The organism is Flavobacterium aquatile LMG 4008 = ATCC 11947, from assembly GCF_000757385.1.
GTDB classification, from domain to species: domain Bacteria; phylum Bacteroidota; class Bacteroidia; order Flavobacteriales; family Flavobacteriaceae; genus Flavobacterium; species Flavobacterium aquatile.
Map to the genome: position 1 here is coordinate 102,642 of NZ_JRHH01000001.1, position 20,765 is coordinate 123,406.

The 20,765-nt window shown below is 32.1% G+C and carries 19 protein-coding genes and 1 tRNA gene; all 20 read left to right on the top strand.

The features are described 5' to 3' along the window. Positions 1-92 precede the first annotated feature (92 nt). The 20 genes from LG45_RS00510 (at position 93) to LG45_RS00605 (ending at position 20,761) form a co-directional block, all read left to right on the top strand. A complete protein-coding gene (locus LG45_RS00510; RefSeq protein WP_035123372.1) occupies positions 93-440 on the top strand; it encodes an FtsL-like putative cell division protein in 348 nt (115 codons plus the stop codon). Then, positions 431-2,437 carry a penicillin-binding protein gene (locus tag LG45_RS00515; protein ID WP_035123374.1) on the top strand — a complete coding sequence of 669 codons (2,007 nt, stop codon included), beginning with the start codon at positions 431-433 and terminating at the stop codon, positions 2,435-2,437. The genes LG45_RS00510 and LG45_RS00515 overlap by 10 nt, the downstream gene beginning before the upstream one ends. After that, the gene (locus LG45_RS00520) at positions 2,434-3,897 is read left to right on the top strand and encodes a UDP-N-acetylmuramoyl-L-alanyl-D-glutamate--2,6-diaminopimelate ligase (RefSeq protein ID WP_035123376.1); all 1,464 of its coding nucleotides are present in this window, start codon (positions 2,434-2,436) and stop codon (positions 3,895-3,897) included. The genes LG45_RS00515 and LG45_RS00520 overlap by 4 nt, the downstream gene beginning before the upstream one ends. Before the next feature lie 98 nt (positions 3,898-3,995). Then, positions 3,996-5,222, top strand: coding sequence for a phospho-N-acetylmuramoyl-pentapeptide-transferase (gene mraY, locus LG45_RS00525; RefSeq protein ID WP_035123378.1), 1,227 nt, complete (start codon positions 3,996-3,998; stop codon positions 5,220-5,222). Then, positions 5,222-6,556 (top strand): UDP-N-acetylmuramoyl-L-alanine--D-glutamate ligase, encoded by a 1,335-nt coding sequence (murD, locus tag LG45_RS00530; protein ID WP_035123380.1) that lies wholly within the window; start codon positions 5,222-5,224, stop codon positions 6,554-6,556. Before mraY ends, murD begins: the two co-directional genes overlap by 1 nt. A 164-nt stretch (positions 6,557-6,720) precedes the next feature. Continuing rightward, entirely contained in the window at positions 6,721-8,076 is a 1,356-nt protein-coding gene (locus tag LG45_RS00535; protein WP_035123382.1) for an FtsW/RodA/SpoVE family cell cycle protein, read from the top strand. Between the two features lie 33 nt (positions 8,077-8,109). Beyond that, the gene (gene murG / locus LG45_RS00540; RefSeq protein ID WP_035123384.1) at positions 8,110-9,201 is read left to right on the top strand and encodes an undecaprenyldiphospho-muramoylpentapeptide beta-N-acetylglucosaminyltransferase; all 1,092 of its coding nucleotides are present in this window, start codon (positions 8,110-8,112) and stop codon (positions 9,199-9,201) included. Positions 9,202-9,286: 85 nt separating this feature from the next. After that, positions 9,287-10,627, top strand: a complete 1,341-nt coding sequence (gene murC, locus LG45_RS00545; RefSeq protein WP_035123386.1) for a UDP-N-acetylmuramate--L-alanine ligase — start codon at positions 9,287-9,289, stop codon at positions 10,625-10,627. Then, positions 10,624-11,346: a cell division protein FtsQ/DivIB gene (locus tag LG45_RS00550; RefSeq protein WP_035123388.1), complete on the top strand. Its 723-nt coding sequence runs from the start codon at positions 10,624-10,626 to the stop codon at positions 11,344-11,346. Before murC ends, LG45_RS00550 begins: the two co-directional genes overlap by 4 nt. A 64-nt stretch (positions 11,347-11,410) precedes the next feature. Continuing rightward, positions 11,411-12,790 carry a cell division protein FtsA gene (ftsA, locus tag LG45_RS00555; protein WP_035123390.1) on the top strand — a complete coding sequence of 460 codons (1,380 nt, stop codon included), beginning with the start codon at positions 11,411-11,413 and terminating at the stop codon, positions 12,788-12,790. A gap of 142 nt (positions 12,791-12,932) precedes the next feature. Continuing rightward, complete coding sequence (gene ftsZ, locus LG45_RS00560; protein WP_035123392.1) at positions 12,933-14,870, top strand: cell division protein FtsZ; 1,938 nt, start codon at positions 12,933-12,935, stop codon at positions 14,868-14,870. A 280-nt stretch (positions 14,871-15,150) separates the two neighbouring features. Next, entirely contained in the window at positions 15,151-15,600 is a 450-nt protein-coding gene (locus LG45_RS00565) for a GatB/YqeY domain-containing protein (RefSeq protein ID WP_035123394.1), read from the top strand. Between the two features lie 63 nt (positions 15,601-15,663). Further along, positions 15,664-15,737, top strand: a tRNA-Arg gene (locus LG45_RS00570). A 150-nt stretch (positions 15,738-15,887) separates the two neighbouring features. Beyond that, the gene (locus LG45_RS00575; RefSeq protein ID WP_035123396.1) at positions 15,888-16,649 is read left to right on the top strand and encodes a hypothetical protein; all 762 of its coding nucleotides are present in this window, start codon (positions 15,888-15,890) and stop codon (positions 16,647-16,649) included. 108 nt (positions 16,650-16,757) lie between these two features. Further along, entirely contained in the window at positions 16,758-16,964 is a 207-nt protein-coding gene (locus tag LG45_RS16710; protein ID WP_035123398.1) for an excisionase family DNA-binding protein, read from the top strand. 55 nt (positions 16,965-17,019) lie between these two features. After that, positions 17,020-17,388 (top strand): hypothetical protein, encoded by a 369-nt coding sequence (locus tag LG45_RS00585; protein WP_035123400.1) that lies wholly within the window; start codon positions 17,020-17,022, stop codon positions 17,386-17,388. Continuing rightward, positions 17,385-17,579 carry a hypothetical protein gene (locus LG45_RS00590; protein ID WP_035123402.1) on the top strand — a complete coding sequence of 65 codons (195 nt, stop codon included), beginning with the start codon at positions 17,385-17,387 and terminating at the stop codon, positions 17,577-17,579. The genes LG45_RS00585 and LG45_RS00590 overlap by 4 nt, the downstream gene beginning before the upstream one ends. 4 nt (positions 17,580-17,583) lie before the next feature. After that, positions 17,584-18,243 (top strand): hypothetical protein, encoded by a 660-nt coding sequence (locus tag LG45_RS00595; RefSeq protein ID WP_035123404.1) that lies wholly within the window; start codon positions 17,584-17,586, stop codon positions 18,241-18,243. A gap of 1 nt (position 18,244) precedes the next feature. Next, positions 18,245-18,988 carry a P-loop NTPase family protein gene (locus LG45_RS00600; protein WP_035123406.1) on the top strand — a complete coding sequence of 248 codons (744 nt, stop codon included), beginning with the start codon at positions 18,245-18,247 and terminating at the stop codon, positions 18,986-18,988. A 1,062-nt stretch (positions 18,989-20,050) separates the two neighbouring features. Then, positions 20,051-20,761: a potassium channel family protein gene (locus LG45_RS00605; RefSeq protein WP_165570781.1), complete on the top strand. Its 711-nt coding sequence runs from the start codon at positions 20,051-20,053 to the stop codon at positions 20,759-20,761. The last annotated feature ends 4 nt before the right edge of the window (positions 20,762-20,765 follow it).

Genomic DNA, 20,765 nt, shown 5'->3' on the forward strand with positions numbered 1-20,765 from the left:
ATCAGAAAATTGATTTCAGAAACAGAATATGAAGAAAAAAACTTTGCGACTTAGTGTCTTTGTGGCAAAAAAATACTTTGAGACTTAAATAAATGAAAGGCGGAATTTATAACATATTAAAAGCTCGATTTCTTGTCAATGAAGACGCCACCAAAAACTGGCGATTCATTGTTTTTTTGATTGTTCTTGCCATTATTATGATTGCAAATACGCATCGATTTGAACAAAAAGTTTTTAGAATTTCCGATTTGACTAATGAAGTTAAAGAATTACGTTCAGAATTTGTTGACAGACGATCAGAGTTAATGAAGCTTAAAATGGAATCGACGATTTCTAAAAAAATGGAAGCTAGAAGTATTTTCCCATCACAAGTTCCACCGCAAAAAATAAAAGTTAAAAAACAAGAAGAAAAAAGTTTCTTTAAAAAAATATGGCAGTAGAAGATAAAAATATCTCTTACAGAATCTATCTGGTAGCATTCTTCATCTTTTTGATGGCGATTGCAATTACTGTGAAACTAACTAATATACAGTGGGTTGAAGGTGATTATTACAGAAAATTAGCCAAAGAAAGAACAGTAAGAACTTTTGTAATTCCGGCAAATAAAGGAAATATTTATTCGGCAGACGGAAGTTTATTGGCAACATCAATTCCAAATTATACCATTCGTTTTGATGCAGTCGCGCCAAAAGAAGAAGATTTTGAAAAAAATGTCAAACCATTAGCCGATGAATTGTCAAAATTATTAGGTAAATCAAGTTCGTCATACCAATCTTTATTGAGAAAAGCACGAGCCAATAAAAACAGATATACCTTTTTAGCCGAAGATTTAAGTTATACCGAATATGCCAAAATAAAATCATTTCCGCTATTCAATAAAGGTGCAAATAAAGGCGGAATTATCGTAGAACAGCAAACCGTTCGCGAACATCCAATTGGTAAAATTGCCGAGAGAACCATTGGTTACGAAAGAATTGATGATAAAGGTCAACTAAAAAGAGTTGGAATCGAAGGTGCATTCGGAAAATATTTAAACGGAAAAGACGGTAAAGTTTTAAAACAAAAAATTGCTAAAGGTCAGTGGAAACCTATTCGTGATGTTAACGAAGTTGATCCGCAAGATGGTTACGATGTAATTTCTACTATTGATGTTTACATTCAAGATATTGCACATCATGCTTTGTTGAAGCAACTTGAAGAATATAAAGCAGAACACGGTTGTGTTGTAGTTATGGAAACCAAAACTGGTAAAGTAAAAGCCATTTCTAATCTTGGAAGAGATAAAAAATCAGGTAATTATTACGAAACTATAAATTATGCCGTTGCCGAATCGCACGAACCAGGTTCTACTTTTAAATTAGTAGATATGATCGCGCTTCTTGATGATAACAAAGTTGATACATCTAAGGTTTACGACAGTCGCGGTGGTGTAATTACTTATAGAGGTGACAAAGTAAGAGATTCTCACGAAGGTGGTTATGGTAAAATTTCGCTTGGAAAAGGTTTCGAAGTTTCATCAAATACGATTTTGGTTCAAGCAGTTTACGAAAATTATAAAAATAATCCGCAAGAATTTATTGATAGGATCAGCAAATTGGGGTTAGATAAACCTCTTGGATTACCATTTCAAGGAGAAGGGAAACCTACAGTCCATAAACCTGGTGATAAGAGTTGGAATGGTAACACATTGCCTTGGATGGCGTACGGATATAGTGTTGCAATGACGCCTTTACAAACGTTGACATTGTATAATGCTGTCGCAAATAATGGAGAAATGGTAAAACCGCAATTTGTATCAGAAATTAAAGAGTGGAATAAAACCATTAAAAAATACGATAAACAAGTCATCAATCCAAAGATATGTTCCGATGAAACTATCAAAAAATTGAAATCTCTTTTAACAAATGTTGTAAAAAGAGGAACAGGCGCGAAGCTTTATTCTAAAGATTTTTCTATGGCAGGAAAAACAGGAACTGCTGAAGCAAATTATGGTAAAAATGGAGGAAATGATCATCATTATATTTCTTCGTTCGTCGGATTCTTTCCTGCTGAAAACCCTAAATATTCTTGTATTGTTGTGGTTCACGAACCAAATACATCCTTGAATAATTATTATGGTGCCGATGTTGCTGGACCAGTTTTTAAACGTATTGCGCAAAAGATTTTTACAGATGCGCCATCAACAAATGAAATTAAAAATTTGGACAAAAAAATTGCCAAGCAAGAAAATAAATACCAAGAATATTATACTAAAGCACAAAATGTAAAAAGTAAAATTCCTAATTTAAAAGGAATGTCTGGTATGGATGCAGTTGCTTTATTAGGAAATTTAGGTATCAAAGTTACGGTTAAAGGTGTTGGAAAGGTTAAAAAACAATCCATTCAAGCCGGTCAACCAATTATAAAAAATTCAACTATAATATTAGAATTATCGTGATTGTTTTAAAAGAAATAGTGTACAAAGTTGCGATTGAAGCTGTAAAAGGTTCAACGGAAATTGCTGTGAACAAAATTGAATTCGATTCTAGAAAAATTGAAGCCAATGATGTTTTTGTAGCCATTCGCGGAACGGTTTCTAATGGTCATGATTTTATTGAAAAAGCAATTTCACTTGGAGCAACCGCGATTGTTTGTGATACTTTGCCTGAAGTTACCGTTACAGGAATCACCTATATTCAGGTTAAAGACACCAATTCGGCTTTGGCTTTTATGGCTTCTAATTATTACGATAATCCATCGTCAAAATTGCGCTTGGTTGGAATTACTGGTACAAATGGCAAAACAACCATTGCATCATTATTATACCAATTATTTAAAAAAGCAGGCTATAAAGTCGGTTTACTTTCTACCGTGAAAATCATGGTTGATACTATCGAATACAAAGCAACTCACACAACTCCAGATTCATTAACCATCAATCACTATTTAAATGAGATGATTGAAATGGGTTGTGAATATTGTTTTATGGAAGTTAGCTCGCATGGTGTACATCAAAAACGCACCGAAGGTTTGCAGTTTGAAGGCGGTGTTTTCACAAATTTATCGCACGATCATTTAGATTATCATCCAACATTTGCAGAATATAGAGATGTTAAAAAATCGTTTTTTGATCATTTGCCAAAATCGGCTTTTGCATTAACCAATGTAGATGACAAAAATGGTTCAGTTATGCTTCAAAATACTAATGCTAGAAAACTGACTTACGCCTTAAAATCATATGCTAATTATAAAGCACAAATTCTAGAAAATCAACTTTCAGGATTGTTACTTAAAATTAATGAAAATGAAGTTTGGGTAAAATTAATAGGAACTTTTAATGCCTATAATTTATTAGCAATTTATGGAACTGCAGTTGAATTAGGATTAGAAAATCTAGAGGTTTTACGATTATTATCTGAGTTAGAAAGTGTTTCTGGCCGATTCCAATTTATAGTTTCAGATGAAAAAATTACAGCAATTGTAGATTATGCGCATACGCCTGATGCTTTAGAAAATGTATTAAAAACCATAAACGACATCCGAACTAAAAACGAACAATTAATTACTGTTGTTGGTTGTGGCGGCGATAGAGATAAAGCAAAAAGACCAATAATGGCAAACATTGCAACGCAAATGAGCGATAAAGTCATCATTACTTCAGACAATCCAAGAACCGAAAATCCTTCAACGATTATCGCCGAAATGGAAGCTGGAGTAGAACCACAAAATTTCAAAAAATCACTTTCTATTGAAGATAGAAAACAAGCTATAAAAACCGCGTGTCAATTGGCAAATGCAAATGATATTATTCTAATCGCTGGAAAAGGACACGAAACATACCAAGAAATTCAAGGCATTCGCTACGATTTTGACGACATGAAAACGGTTAAAGAATTTTTACAACAGATGAACAAATAGTAAAACTCCAAATAGTCAAAATCCAAATTCCAAATTAGTGGAGTTTTTAAAAATTTTGGGATTTGGGATTTTAAAATTGGATTTTAAAAAATAAAAATATGTTATACTACTTATTTGAATATTTAGACAAAACATTAGACGTTCCAGGAACTGGAGTGTTTCAATATATCACATTTCGTTCGGCTTTAGCATTAATTCTATCGCTAATGATTTCAACTATTTATGGTAAAAAAATCATCAACTTTTTAAGAAATCAACAAGTAGGTGAAACAGTTCGTGAATTGGGTTTAGCGGGTCAAACACAAAAAGCCGGTACGCCAACAATGGGTGGATTAATCATCATTGTGGCAACATTAATTCCGGTTATTTTATTGACTAAACTGAATAATATTTACATCATCCTATTAATTGTAACCACACTTTGGATGGGAACTATCGGTTTTATTGATGATTACATCAAAATCTTCAAAAAAGACAAGCAAGGTTTAAAAGGAATTTTTAAAGTAATCGGTCAAGTTGGTTTAGGAATAATTGTGGGTTCGGTGTTGTATTTTAGTCCTGCTGTTACCGTAAGAGAAAAGTCATCAACGCCAATTACATTTAACCAAATAGGAAATACAATCTCGCAACCGGCCAATGAAATTAAAGCAACTACAACTACAATTCCGTTTACAAAAAATAACGAATTAGACTATGCTCAAATCTTAAAACCATTTACAGATGATTATCAAAATTGGGCTTGGTTGATATTTATTCCAATTGTAATTTTTATCATAACAGCAGTTTCAAATGGAGCAAATCTAACAGACGGAATTGACGGTTTAGCTGCAGGAACATCAGCAATATCGGTACTTGCACTCGGGATTTTTACCTTCATTTCGGGTAATATTATTTTATCCAATTACTTGAACGTAATGTACATTCCCAATTCGGGTGAAATGACGGTTTTTATTGCTGCATTTGTAGGTTCGTTGATTGGGTTTTTATGGTACAATTCCTATCCAGCATCTGTATTTATGGGTGACACAGGAAGTTTAACTATTGGTGGAATTATAGCAGTTTTAGCAATTTCGGTTAGAAAAGAAATGTTACTTCCAGTGTTATGCGCCATTTTCTTTGCCGAAAGTGCCTCAGTAATTATTCAAGTTACTTATTTCAAATATACCAAAAAGCGTTTTGGCGAAGGACGAAGAGTTTTCTTGATGTCGCCATTACACCATCATTATCAGAAAAAAGGATACCACGAAAGTAAAATTGTAACGCGTTTCTGGATTGTAACAATTCTATTAGCGATCGTTGCAATTGTAACACTAAAATTAAGATAATGAAGCGTTTGGTGGTTTTAGGCGGAGGCGAAAGCGGAGTTGGAACAGCAATTCTAGGAAAGAAAGAAGGATACGATGTTTTTGTGTCTGATTTCGGAAAAATAAAAGACAATTACAGAGACGTTCTAAATAATTATGAAATAAAATGGGAAGACGAAAAGCACACAGAAGAATTAATTCTGAATGCTTCAGTTGTAATGAAAAGCCCAGGAATTCCAGATAAAGCGCCAATTGTAAAAAAGCTAATCGAAAAAGGAATTCCAGTGATTTCCGAAATTGAATTTGCTAACGATTTTACAAAAGCAATGACCATCGGAATCACAGGAAGTAATGGTAAAACAACAACAACTATGTTGACTTATCATTTACTAAAAGAAGCTGGATTGAATGTAGGATTAGGAGGAAACATCGGAAAAAGTTTTGCATGGCAAGTAGCCGAAGAAAATTACGATTCGTATGTCCTAGAATTAAGCAGTTTTCAGTTGGACGGAATCATAAATTATAAGCCACATATTGCTATAATTACCAATATAAGTCCAGATCATTTAGATCGATACGATTACAAATATGAAAATTACATCGCATCTAAATTCAGAATAACAATGAATCAAACCGAAAAAGATTACCTCATTTATGATGCAGATGACGAGGCAATATCCAATTGGTTACAAAACAACAAAGTAAAAGCACAACTAATACCTTTTTCAATTTCAAAATCTATTGAATACGGAGCATTTTTAAACAACAATATTATGGAAATCAACATCAACCAAGAGGAGTTTTTAATGGAAACAGCTCAAATCGCGTTAGAAGGAAAGCACAACATGAAAAACGCAATGGCAGCAACGTCTGTAGCCAATATTTTGCGTATCAGAAAGCAGACTATTCGCGAGAGTTTGTCTAATTTCCAAGGTGTTGAACATCGTTTAGAAAAAGTGCTTAAAATTCATAACGTGCAATACATCAACGATAGTAAAGCAACCAATGTTAACGCAAGTTTCTTCGCGCTAGACAGCATGACAACACCAACCGTTTGGATTCTTGGTGGCGTAGATAAAGGAAACGATTACAGCGAATTGATGGCATTAGTGCACGAAAAAGTAAAAGCAATCATCTGCCTTGGTGTCGACAATAAAAAAATAATCGATGCCTTCGGAAACATTGTAGACATGATGGTCGAAGTAGATAACATGCGCGATGCCGTGAACACAGCGCGCCACATTGCCGAAAAAGGAGACACCGTTTTATTGTCACCAGCATGCGCAAGTTTCGATTTATTCGAAAACTATGAAGACAGAGGAAATCAGTTTAAAAGAGAAGTTAGAAATTTATAATTAGGAGCGAATGGCTCGGGCATTTTAGCAATCCATGTTCCTGCTTTCCGTTCCTGCCGATAAAAATCGGCATCCACTTCAATCAGGGCTATTTTAGCCAACCATTTGAAGAGAATTAAAAGTAAAAACAAAATCAATTTAAATAAGAACTTTTAAAATAAATAATGAAAGAACTAATAAACAGTTTAAAAGGCGACAAAGTTATCTGGGCATTTATTGCTCTTTTGGCGTTGTTTTCCTTTATGCCTGTTTTTAGTGCGAGTAGCAATTTGGCTTACATGCGTCACGGCTCTGGAAACGCGTTAACGTATTTGCTAAAACACGCTGTTCACATTTTTATTGGGTTTTTTATCATCTATCAAGTACATAAAATTCCGTACCATTATTTCCGTGGAATCTCTATGTTTGCCTTGCCAATTGTATGGGTTTTATTAATTTATACTTTAGTAAAAGGAACTGTAATCGATGGTGCAAATGCCAGTCGATGGATTCAAATTCCGTTCATCGGAATATCATTTCAAACATCAACATTGGCAGCAATTGTATTATACGTTTTTGTTGCCAGATATTTATCCAAATCAAGAGAAGTAGAGCCAACTTTAAAGCAATCATTCATCGATTTATGGATTCCAGTTTTTGTAACTCTAGCTTTAATCTTTCCTGCCAATTTCTCAACAGCAGCATTGATTTTTGCCATGGTTACCATGTTAGCATTCATCGGTAAATATCCATTGCGATACATCGGATTAATTCTCGGCGTCGGATTGGTTTCTGCATTATTTTTTGTACTTATTGCTAAAAAATTCCCAGAAGCTTTCCCAAATCGGGTCGACACTTGGATAAGCCGTATCGATAATTTTATGGGCGACAAACCCGACGAAGATATTTATCAAATCGAAAAAGCAAAAATAGCCATCGCAACCGGCGGAGTTTACGGATTAGGACCAGGAAAAAGCGTTCAAAAGAATTTCTTGCCTCAATCCTCATCCGATTTTATTTTTGCCATCATCGTAGAAGAATACGGACTTTTTGGTGCTATGGGAATTCTATCAATCTACTTATTATTATTATTCCGATTCATTATCGCAGCTCATAAATCCAACTCACTTTTTGGGAAATTAGTCGTCGTCGGTCTCGGGTTTCCAATTGTTTTCCAAGCGTTAATAAATATGGCTGTTGCTGTAGAATTATTACCAGTAACTGGACAAACATTACCATTAATTAGTTCGGGAGGAAGTTCCGTTTGGATGACGTGCATCGCCATCGGAATTATTCTAAGTGTAACCAAAAAAGAAGAGGAAATTGCTGCCGAATTAGAGGAAAAACAAAAACGTGAAGAAGCATTACAACGTTTGATAGATAAACAATTGCAAGAAGACGAAGATGAAATTGAAGAAGTAGATGAAAATCAAGAAAAAGTAAATCAAATGAAATCATCCATAAAAGATAAAATTATGGAAGAAGATTATTCAATAGAAGAAAATCCAATGCTTGCCATTAAAGGAATGCGAAAAAAATAATAAAATAAACTCCAACGGAGTTAAATGTTTGTAATGAGAAAGTTAAAATTCATATTAAGCGGTGGCGGAACAGGCGGACATATCTATCCTGCAATTGCTATTGCGAACGAATTAAAATCGCGTTTTCCAGATGCCGAATTCCTTTTTGTAGGTGCGCAAGACAAAATGGAAATGCAAAAAGTGCCGCAATCAGGATATGCAATTGAAGGTCTTTGGATTGCTGGTTTACAACGAAAACTAACATTACAAAACGCAATGTTTCCATTAAAATTAGTAAGTAGTTTATTAAAGTCAAGACAGATAATTAAAAAGTTCAAACCCGATGTAGTAATTGGAACAGGCGGTTTTGCAAGTGGCCCATTATTACAAACTGCAAATACATTAAATATTCCAACAGTTATCCAAGAACAAAATTCATATCCTGGAATAACTAATAAATTGTTGAGCAAAAAAGCCAATGCGATTTGTGTAGCGTATGAAAATTTAGAGCAGTTTTTTCCAAAAAATAAAATTGTTTTCACTGGAAATCCAGTACGTCAAGATATTTTAGATGTTGATTCTAAAAGAAGTGAAGCATTATCGTATTTTAATTTAGACGAAAACAAAAAGACATTATTAGTAATTGGCGGAAGTTTAGGCGCAAGAAGAATCAACCAATTAATCGCAAAAGAAATTGATTTTTTACGCAACAATAATTTGCAGATAATTTGGCAATGTGGCAATTTGTACATGGCCGATTACAAGCAGTTTTCAGATGTTGAAAATGTGCAAGTAGTTTCGTTTATTGATAGAATGGATTTAATTTATGCTTCTGCAGATTTCGTGATTTCGCGTGCTGGTGCATCATCTGTTTCTGAATTATGTTTGGTAGGAAAACCAACAATATTTATTCCATCTCCAAATGTTGCCGAAGATCATCAAACAAAAAACGCAAAAGCAATTGTAGATAAAAACGGAGCATTACTAATAAAAGAAAGTGATTTAGACGAAAAATTCGAATCGGTTTTCAATAAACTAATTCACGACGAGAATTTGCAAAAAGGCCTAAGCGAAAACATGAAGAAATTAGCAAAGCCCAACGCAACAAAAGATATTGTAGAGCAAATAGTAAAATTGATAAAATAAAAATCTTGTCATTCTGAACTTGTTTCAGAATCTAAAATAAAAGTAGAATCTGAAACAAGTTCAGATTGACAAAAAAATAAAGACAATGAATCTAAACCAAATACATAACGTCTATTTCATAGGAATTGGAGGTATCGGAATGAGTGCTTTGGCTCGCTATTTCCAAAACATTGGTAAAAATGTTTCGGGTTACGATAAAACACCAACCATGCTAACCGACGAATTAATTGCAGGCGGAATGAACATTCATTTTGAAGATTCAATTGCTGCAATTCCTTTAGATTATTATGTAGAAAACACGTTAGTAATTGTTACACCAGCCGTTCCAGTTTCACATTCGGAGTGGAATTATTTTATCGAAAGAGAATTCACTATAAAAAAACGTGCCGAAGTTCTAGGTTTAATTACCAAAGATACATTCTGCTTTGCAGTTGCAGGTACGCACGGAAAAACTACTACATCAAGTATTCTCGGACATATTTTATACGAAAGTGGAGCCGATGTTACTGCTTTTCTTGGTGGAATTGTAGAAAATTACCATTCTAATTTAATTGGAAGTGGAAAAACAATAACCGTTGTTGAAGCCGATGAATTCGATCGTTCTTTCCTTCATTTACATCCAAATATTGCTTGCGTAACCTCAATGGATGCCGATCATTTGGATATTTACGGAGATGCAAATGCTATTGAAGAATCGTTTAGAGAATTCGCCAATAAAGTGGAGGATAAAACTAAAATGTTCGTCCCAAAAGGATTGGATTTAGAAGGTTTGACTATTGCAATTAACGAGAATGCAACTTTCAAAGCATTTAATATCAGAATTGAAAACAGCAGTTATGTTTTTGACGTGCAAACGCCATCAGAAATTATTGAAAACATTTTATTTTCACTGCCAGGACATCATAATTTAATGAATGCGCTAATGGCTTTAGCAATGGCTAAAACTTTCGGAACCCCAACCGAGTCCATTGCTAACGCTTTAGCATCATTTAAAGGAGTGCAACGCCGATTTTCGTATCAAATAAAATCAGATAAATTAGTTTACATTGATGATTATGCACATCATCCAACTGAAATAAATGCGGTGCATCAAGCTGTGAGAGAATTATATCCAAATCAAAAAGTTTTGGCGATTTTTCAACCACATTTATTCAGCAGAACTAAAGATTTTGCAGATGATTTTGCTAAAAGTTTATCGCAATTCGATGATATCCTTTTACTTGACATTTATCCAGCAAGAGAATTGCCAATGGAAGGAATTACAAGTTCTTGGTTACTATCGAAAATGACAAATGAAAATAAAAAATTAGTTTCGAAAGATGCGTTAATTGGTACGATTTTAGCAAGCGATGCAACCGTTATCGTTACTATTGGCGCTGGTGATATTGGAGAATTGGTTCCTAAAATTAAAAAAGCTTTGTTATGAGATTTCTAAAATGGCATACTATCAGATTAGTACTAATGTTTGCATTGGTGATTTTCTTGTATTCCTTTACATCAAGTAGAAATTCGCATCGCAAATTGAAGAAATCGGAAGTAATTTTTGTAGGGCAAAACAACAATTTTGTCAAACAAGAATCGGTTAATAAATTGTTAATAGAAAATAGTTCAGATGTAAAAACTATAGCAAAAGACGAACTAAATTTGAACAAATTGGAAAATTCCATCAACGCACATCCTATGATTCAAAAATCAGAAGTTTTTGTGAGTGTTGATGGTGTTCTAAAAGCGGTGGTTCAACAAAAAACACCTGTGGCTAGAGTAGTTGATGAGCAAGGTTCTTTTTATATTGATTATGAAGGTAATACAATGCCTTTATCAGATAATTATACTGCAAGAGTGCCGCTTATTTCGGGGGAAAATAATGTAAAAAACAAGAAGAAATTATCTGAAGTTTTAAAGATGATTTATGACGATGAGTTTTTGAAAAAAAACATCATTGGCATCCAAGTTTTGTCTGATGAGAGCCTTTTGATGTCAAATAGAAATTTCGATTATCAAATAGATTTCGGAAGAATGTTGAATGAAGATCAAAAATTTAAAAATTATAAAGCCTTTTTTCAAAAAGCAGTTTTAGACAGCACGCTTTACAAGTATAAAAAAATAAGTTTGAGATTTACGCATCAAGTTGTTTGCACAAAATAGCAACTGTAGTTTTAAACAAAGATGAAATAGAGTAGATATTGTATCTGGAAAATATGTTGACAATATGGAGAATAGAGAGAACATTGCGGTTGGTTTAGACATTGGAACTACGAAAATCGTAGCAATGATTGGCAAGAAAAATGAATATGGAAAACTTGAAATTTTAGGTCTTGGAAAAGCCAAAAGTTTAGGTGTGGCAAGAGGCGTTGTTAATAATATCACTCAAACCATTCAATCTATTCAGCAAGCCGTTATGGAAGCCGAAGAAAATTCGGGATACAAGATTAATGATGTAGTTGTTGGAATTGCAGGTCAACACATTCGCAGTATTCAACACACTGATTACATTAGCAGAAGCAATCCAGAGGAAGTTATTAGCGGAAAAGACATTCAGCTTTTAATTGATCAAGTAAATAAATTGGCCATGTTGCCAGGTGAGGAAATTATTCACGTGTTGCCACAAGAATTTAAAATCGACGGACAATCCGAAATCAAAGAACCAATTGGTATGTACGGCGGACGATTGGAAGCAAGTTTTCACGTTGTTGTTGGTCAGGCATCATCGATCAGAAATGTTGGAAGATGTATTCAAAGTTCGGGTATTGAATTATCCGGATTAACATTAGAACCATTAGCTTCGGCAGATGCTGTTTTAAGTCAAGAAGAAAAAGAAGCTGGAGTAGCATTAATCGATATTGGTGGTGGTACAACCGACTTAGCCATTTTTAAAGACGGAATTATTCGCCACACGGCAGTAGTTCCTTTTGGAGGAAATGTAATTACAGAAGACATCAAAGAAGGTTGTTCTATTATCGAAAAACAAGCAGAATTATTAAAAGTAAAATTTGGTTCGGCTTGGCCAGGAGAAAATAAAGACAACGAAATTGTTTCAATTCCAGGTTTACGCGGACGTGAGCCAAAAGAGATTTCGCTTAAAAACTTATCTAAAATCATTCACGCTCGTGTGGTTGAAATTATCGAACAAGTTTTTACAGAAATCAAAGCTTACGGTCATGAAGATCCAAGAAAGAAATTAATTGCCGGAATTGTATTAACTGGTGGTGGCGCGCAATTGCAACACATCAAACAATTAGTAGAATATATCACTGGTATGGATACTCGAATTGGTTATCCAAACGAGCATTTAGCAGGAAATTCAAGCGAAGATATCTCAAGTCCATTGTACGCAACAGCTGTCGGACTTGTAATGAACAGTATTGCAAATAATACACAAAGTGCTTACAGATTAGAAGTTTCTCAAGCAATTCCTCAACAACGACAAGTGGTTGCGCCAGTTGTAGAAACGCAATCAGAAGTTGTAAATGAAGAAGTTATAGAAGAAAAAGTTGCTAAAGAACCTGAAACGACGGAAGGAAAAATAAGGAAATCTTTTTTTGATAAGTATGTTGATAAGATAAAAGATTTTTTAGATAACGCTGAATAATTTGACATAATTTTAGATATCAAATAATCAAATTTCCGAGTCCGATTTGGATTCAACCAATAGAAGAAAATAATAAGTAATACCGAATCCAACGGATTCAAAACGTTTACAGATTTCAAACGTTTATAAAAACCAAAATAGTATGATGAGCAACTCAGAATTTGGAAGCATCTCATTTGATTTACCCAAAAATCAATCAAATGTAATTAAAGTTATCGGTGTTGGTGGCGGCGGAAGCAATGCAATCAACCACATGTTCAAGCAAGGAATCAAAGGTGTCGATTTCATCGTTTGTAATACTGATTCTCAGGCATTACAAAACAGTCCTGTGCCCAATAAAATTCAGTTAGGTGTAAACTTAACCGAAGGTCTTGGTGCTGGAGCAAATCCAGATGTAGGACAACAATCGGCAATTGAAAGCGTTGCAGATATCGAAAAAATGTTAGACAGCAATACCAAAATGGTTTTCATCACTGCAGGAATGGGTGGAGGAACTGGAACTGGTGCTGCGCCAGTAATTGCTCAATTGGCTAAAGAAAGAGATATTCTTACGGTAGGAATTGTAACGATTCCATTTCAATTTGAAGGTAAAGTGCGTCAAGAACAAGCACTAGCTGGAGTTGAAAGACTAAGAAAACAAGTAGATTCATTAATTGTTATCAATAATAATAAATTAAGAGAAGTATACGGAAACCTAGGTTTTAAAGCTGGTTTCTCTAAAGCTGACGAAGTTTTGGCAACTGCATCTCGCGGAATAGCGGAAGTAATTACGCATCACTATACACAAAATATCGATTTAAAAGATGCTAAAACGGTATTGTCTAATAGTGGAACAGCAATAATGGGTTCTGCCATTGCAAGTGGCGAAAACAGAGCAAAAGAAGCTATTATTTCTGCTTTGGATTCTCCATTATTAAATGATAATAAAATTACAGGTGCCAAAAACGTATTGTTGCTTATCGTTTCTGGAACTAGCGAAATCACTATTGACGAAATCGGAGAAATCAATGATCATATCCAAGCCGAAGCGGGTCACAATGCCAATATTATCATGGGTGTTGGTGAAGACGAATCACATGGAGATGCTATCGCTGTAACAATTATCGCTACAGGTTTTAATGTAGAACAACAAAACGAAATCGTAAATACCGAACCTAAAAAAATCATCCACTCACTAGAAGATGAACAAAAATTGGTTCGCGATTTAACGCAAAATGTAGTAGCGAGTTTTAACGCTGTTACTGATGCGCCAATTGAAAAAAAAGAAGATAAAATCGTTTTCGAATTGATGGAAGACGAAGTAAAAACCGAAACTGTTTTTGCAAAAGTTAACGACAATGAGTTAATTGCAATGAACGAATTCATTCGTAACTTAGATGTAACTTTCGAAATCGTTTCTCCTATTAAAGATATCGATTTCCAATTTACAACTCCGGTTGTTAATGAAATTAAAGTTGTAGAACCACAAATCATCGCTAAAGAAGAAGAACAAATCACTTTTTCATTCGATTTGCCAGTTGCAACTCCAGAGGTTAAAGTTGAAGAAAACAGAATTTTATTTGATTTATCAGACGAAACTCGCGATATTAAAGTAAACGAACACGTAGAATTTGTTCCTATAACAGAAATCAATCAAAACGGTGTTGTTCGCTATTCACTAGAAGAATACATGGAAATTGAGAACGATTTATTAAACTCAAAACCAGTAGAAGCTAAAAAAGTAGAAGAAATTGAGGAGTCTCTAAACTTCACAATGAAAGTTTCTGAGCCGACAAAACCAACTTACGCGACACATACTAATAGCGACGATTTTTCTCCAATGGAAATGACCATCGAAGAAACATTAAAACTTCGTGCAGACGAAAGAAGACGTAAGTTAAAAGAGTTCAACTACAAGTTTCACAACAATCCGTCACGAGTAGATGAACTAGAAAAAGAACCAGCATACAAAAGGTTAGGAGTTGATTTATCCGAAAATCAAGGCATAAACAACAACTCTAGAATGTCATTAGGAACCGACAGCAACGACGATATTCAGTTGCGATCTAACAATTCCTTCTTGCACGATAACGTAGATTAATTTCAAAATAATCACAAAATCTAACCCGAAAGTTCAACGTAATTTTCGGGTTATTTTGTTTTTGCGAGGAACGAAGCAATCTCCAATTTATTAATAAAAATTGTCTAAATTTGCAAAGCTTTTTGGAGCGAATGGTTTGGGTATTTTAGCAATCCGTTTTCCTGCTTTCCGTTACAATACTTGCAGAAAAAGCAAGTATTTTCTCTTCAATCAGGGCTAATTGGTAATCCATTTACACAAAATCACGAATATAAATAACTAAGTTTTAAAAAATAACAATATGAGTTTACAAGCAAAATTAATGGACGTAATGAAAGACGCCATGCGATCTAAAGATACTGTTGCGTTAGAAGCATTACGAGCTATCAAATCGGAATTATTATTGGCACAAACCGCTACAGGTTCTAAAGAAGAAATTTCAGAAGCAGACGAAATAAAAATCCTTCAACGATTAGTAAAAATGCGTAAAGACAGCGCAGAGATTTTTACAACACAAAATCGTCCAGATTTAGCCGAACCAGAATTGGCTCAAATCGCTGTAATCGAAAAATTCCTCCCAGCACAACTTTCAGAAGCAGAAGTAGAAGCAATCGTTTCTAAAATCATTGCAGAAACTGGAGCATCTGGAATCGCGTCAATGGGAAAAGTTATGGGGTTAGCCTCAGCACAAATTGGCGGTCAAGCAGAAGGAAAAACTATTTCTGCAATCGTTAAAAAATTATTAGTTTAATTTATTAGTGATTAGTAAAAGTGACTAGTAATTAGCTATTCACTTTTTACTAATCACTAAAATGGCTTCGTAGTTCAACTGGATAGAATATCAGATTTCGGCTCTGATGGTTGCAGGTTCGAACCCTGCCGAGGTCACTCTTCAATCCCCAAACACTTATAAACAGTGACTTGGGGATTTTTTATTTTCAATTTGTGCCTTTTTTGTGCCCAAAACTAATATCTTTACTAAGATATAGCTTTCTTTTTACAATTTGCTCTTTGTTCCAAAAATAATTTTAAAGATAAATGATACTAGATAATTTATATAATTTAATGAATTTAGCACTTGAAATTACCAATTTAGATGAATGGAGTAATAAATTATTGCAGGGTCAAGAAATTGATATAGAATCTATTTTCGAAGGAATTGAAGTCGAAATACAATCAAATTTGTTAGGTCAAAATCTAATTTATAAGGAAGATGTGATTAGAACATATATTACGTCAATTTCCAAGATTAATGCAGAAATTTTGGAATTGGATTATACTGATGAATTTAAAAATCCTCATTTCGAAATTGCACTAAATAATATCAAAAAATTGTATCAAGATGTGGTTGACAGTATTTGTATGACATGTGTTTTAGAAACTATTGATTTAATAAAAATTGTTAACACAAACCATTATGCATATTCAAACATTGATATCTCTATTTATAACGATGAAGTTAGTAACTCAAAACTTAATCAAATTAAGATGGTAAAAACGGCTCAAACTTCACTAAAAGAATATTTTGATGAAAATGAGTACTTTCTTTTATTTGAATATTTACTTAAAAACTTTAGCACCAAATTTTCAGATTTTAATAAAATTAGTTGCATTTATAGATTAATGATAGAAGATAAATTAATGAATAAAGAGCTACGAGCTGAAAGACTAAAAAATTTATTATATAAGCAACCTTACAATGTCAAGGAAATAAAACACTCGCTAATGCAAAAGGTTGCGCTCAGCGATATTATTACAAAACATTACTACACTTTAAAGGATGAATTTTTAAGTAAATAATAAAAACCCATGTAGTAAAACTGAAAAGTCATTGAGTAAACTCAATGACTTTTTTTTTATCCAAAAATTAATCAATACTACATTTGTCCCAATCAAAAATTTATAAAAATGAGCAATACAAATGTACAACCGACCTATCTCAATCGCAATGAAGCAGCTTCTCATCTGAGAATTTCTACACGAAGTGTTGATAGATTAATTCGTAGTAATCGAATTCGCGCTTTTAAGCTCGGCAAAAGAGTCTTAATATATTACGATTCTTTAACTGAAGAAAATATCAATTCTGTTAAACCAAAATTTCTTAATAATAAGTAGTTTTCTTGAAAAGCAACTTAACATTTTTTAGTAACCAATTTAAAACTCTATAGTCATGAATAAAAACTTAGAAATCAGAAAGTGTTTACATTCTGGGGAAGAATTCCACCCCAAAAGAAACAATCAGGTATTTGCTTCTAAAAAAAACAGAATCAGCTATCATAACTCCATTAATAACAAATTAAGAAATGAGTTAAAATCAACTAATAACCAGTTGATTATTAACTATAAAATTTGCAAAGAGTTGCTTGACAAAAACAAATCAGCAACAGTTCATAGAGAATTTCTCAAAGGAAGAGGATTTGATTTTAAATATTTTACAAATCTAACTGCGAATAAAGCTAAAACAGGATACACGTATGCCTTGTACGATACATCCTTCGAAAAAATTGATGAAAACAACTATTTAATTTCAAAGCTATGATCGATCCAGATTTGCAAAACATCAATATTATACCAGAAAGTCAATTAACTCTTATTGAAATAGAAAATGTTTCAAAAATTAAATGGCAAAACTCATTTTTAAAGAATTCAATAATTACAATTGTAATTGTGGCTTTAGTAATTTCAATTAGAAATCATTACATAAATAGAAAAAGAAATTTAAATAGTTAGAATAATGGCTAGTGAAAATATTTATGAAAAAGGATTTATAAAATTATCTAAAAACATTTTAGATTGGCAATGGTATAATGATTCCAATGTTTGCAGATTATATATCCACATTCTACTTAAAGCGAATTTTAAACGAAATAATTGGCAAGGAATTGAAATAAATGTTGGTGAATTTGTGACATCGGTTGAAAAATTACACATAGAAATAGGTATTTCAATCCAATCTGTAAGAACTGCTTTGATTAAGTTGAAAGATACTGGCTATATAAGTTTGAAACCAACAAACCGATTTATTTTAATAAAAGTCAATAATTCTGAAGTTTTTACGCTTGAATTTAATTTTAGTAACAAACCAACTACTAAACTCAAAACAATCGACAAACCAGCAAATAACTATCAAATAACAACAACTAATAAAGAAAAAAAAGAAAAAAATAATATAGAAAAGAAAGATATATTTCAAGCTGAGCTTGATAAACATAAAAATATGATTTCTTCAGAAGCTTTAATTTCCTTTTTTAATTATTGGACAGAAGAAGATATTCACACTGGGCGGCTGCGATTTGAAGATGAGAAATTTTGGAATTTAAGTAGTAGACTTTCAAATTGGAAGTTCTACAATAACGCCAATAAAAAACAAGTATCATTTCTAAAAAACAGATAAAATGGAGCGTTTAAATAAAATTATAGAAGATATAAAAAACAGAAAAAACGAACTTGCATGCGCCAAAAAAAAACCATTACTTTTAAAAGAGTCCTGCGATATTCTTGATATGAAAGGATTTGATAAAATTTTTAGAGAAGAATTTAGTTTATTCAATAATACTGAACTAATAAAAACTAATGACTGGAAATATTACTATTACACACTTCTTTATTATTTTTATAGCAAAGATAATTTTTACAATTCCCCAATACTAAACAATAAGTACAACAACCCATCATTACACAAAGGACTATTTATTATGGGAAATACTGGCATCGGTAAAACATGTTTATTAAAAACTTTTTCACATATATTTTACAAGTATTGTAATCATAACAAAGATTATCATTTTAAAATTATTAGTTCAATAAAATTGAAAACAGAATTTGAAGGACTTCAAAATTCTTATCAAAAAAATGATTTTTACAATAAATATTCAAAAGGTTTTTTTTGTATTGACGATGTAAAAGCGGAAGATCTGGCAAATAATTATGGAAAAACAAATTTGATAAATGAACTTATCTATTTAAGGGATGAAAATAAGGTCAAAACTATAATATCTTCAAATCTTGATGAAAATTATCCCGATAGCACGGAAATGTCAATTCAACAATTAAAAGACAAATATGGTGAAAGAGCTTGTGACAGAATATTAGGTTTTTCAAATATCATCCATGTAAATGGAAAAAGTTTTAGAAGATAAAATCTAATTTTGAAAATAAATTTGTAAACATTTTATTATTGCATTGTTGTCCGCAAAATAAAATATTCTTAAGTTCTTTTTGGAATTGGCGATTTTCCACTACCAAAATTTATAATTCCGTTATTGACCAATCTATTTTAAAATAATTTCAATTTAACATTTTAAAGAGTTTCTAGATGCTTCAAAACGTTTCAAAAAATTTTAAAATGCAATAAAACCAATTTAATGTTTATGCTTTTGCTTTAAAAATTAAATAACGCTATTTTTAAAGAATAACTATTCTATCGAAAATTAACGTCTAGCAAATAAATCAAGATGAAGTACCAAAACGACTATTACTTATCCGGTAATTAAAAAGAGTAGTAATTAATAGAAAAAATAGTAACAATTCTATCAATAATTTTCAAAAAACTATCTATTAAATAATTCGTTTTCTTATTAAAGTAAATAAAAAGCAAACGGTATTAAATTTGTATTTCCTTTTCCTATTATTTTTTATTATTACCTATTATTTTTCTATTAAAGTATTAGTAAAGCAAACTAAAAATAGAATATTGTTTTGTTATGAAAATTAGTATCCCTTATCTATAAAAACGATACTAATTTTTCTAATATTGAAAAATTAATTTATCTATTAAAAATCACTTATTTGCTATTAAATCAATAGTAATTTTTTTTTCTAGCAATAATGCTTTCCTTTTTTGTATTTACTGTTTAATTGCATTAAATTTTTATTACCGAAGTTTATATTCTAATAGAAAAATAATTTTATTTTTTCAAAATATGGAAAACCGCAGATCAATACAAAATGTTTTTTTTACTTTTATAAAACAGGTATAAATACGTGGTAAATTCTCGTTAAATTATATTAATTTTGGTAAATTTGAGTTTTATTCAAGTAAAGCCATTCACTGTTGTCAAAGATAAAAAGGTTATTTAGTTTATAATAAAACGGTTTTTCTAAATAAATTAGAGATATTCTATTTTATTGTTATTAATGGATATAAAAGAAAATCGGTAAATTTTTCAATAATGAGTTTTAGAAGTTTCCTTAAAAAAATATTGATTTCAAATTTAAAAGAACAACCACTAGAGCATAAAGAAGGTGTTATTTGCCATCAATGGAATAATGCAAAGCGAATTTGGAATAATATTGAAAATGGAAAGTCTAATTCTATTGGAATTGAAAGATTTTTAAAATTAATTTTAATCATTTCACAATTTTTTTTCCCAGGCATTTATGTAAGAGCATTTTTTGGTAGAAAAGGGAAACTTCATAAACATTTGGGAGTAGAGTTACAGGTCGTATTAAAATTGATTATTGCAATTATTATTTTAATTTTTGGATTTTATAATTCTACAACAACAATTCTTGGCTTTAAAATCATAAACTTTTGGTCAATGTGGATGATTTTAGAAACTCTTTTTTATACCGGAAATTTAGTTTTTAGCGAGGAAGTGTTTTCAAAACCTCATTCCAACAAAAGAAATCTAATATTAATAATTATTGATTACATTACATTAAACTATGATTTTGCAATACTTTATTTAGCGAATAAAGCAATTCAACAATCTGTTGACGGAAAGCTTGAAATTATAACCAAAGCTTATGACGCTATTTACTTTAGCTTTATTAGTTCATTAACTATTGGCTATGGTGATATTGTCCCGACACATGAAGGAAGAGGGTTAGCTACTTTCCAAAGTTTCTCAATGTTAATTTTTGGAGTACTATTTTTAAATTTCTATTTATCAAGAGCTAATAATAAATAATGAA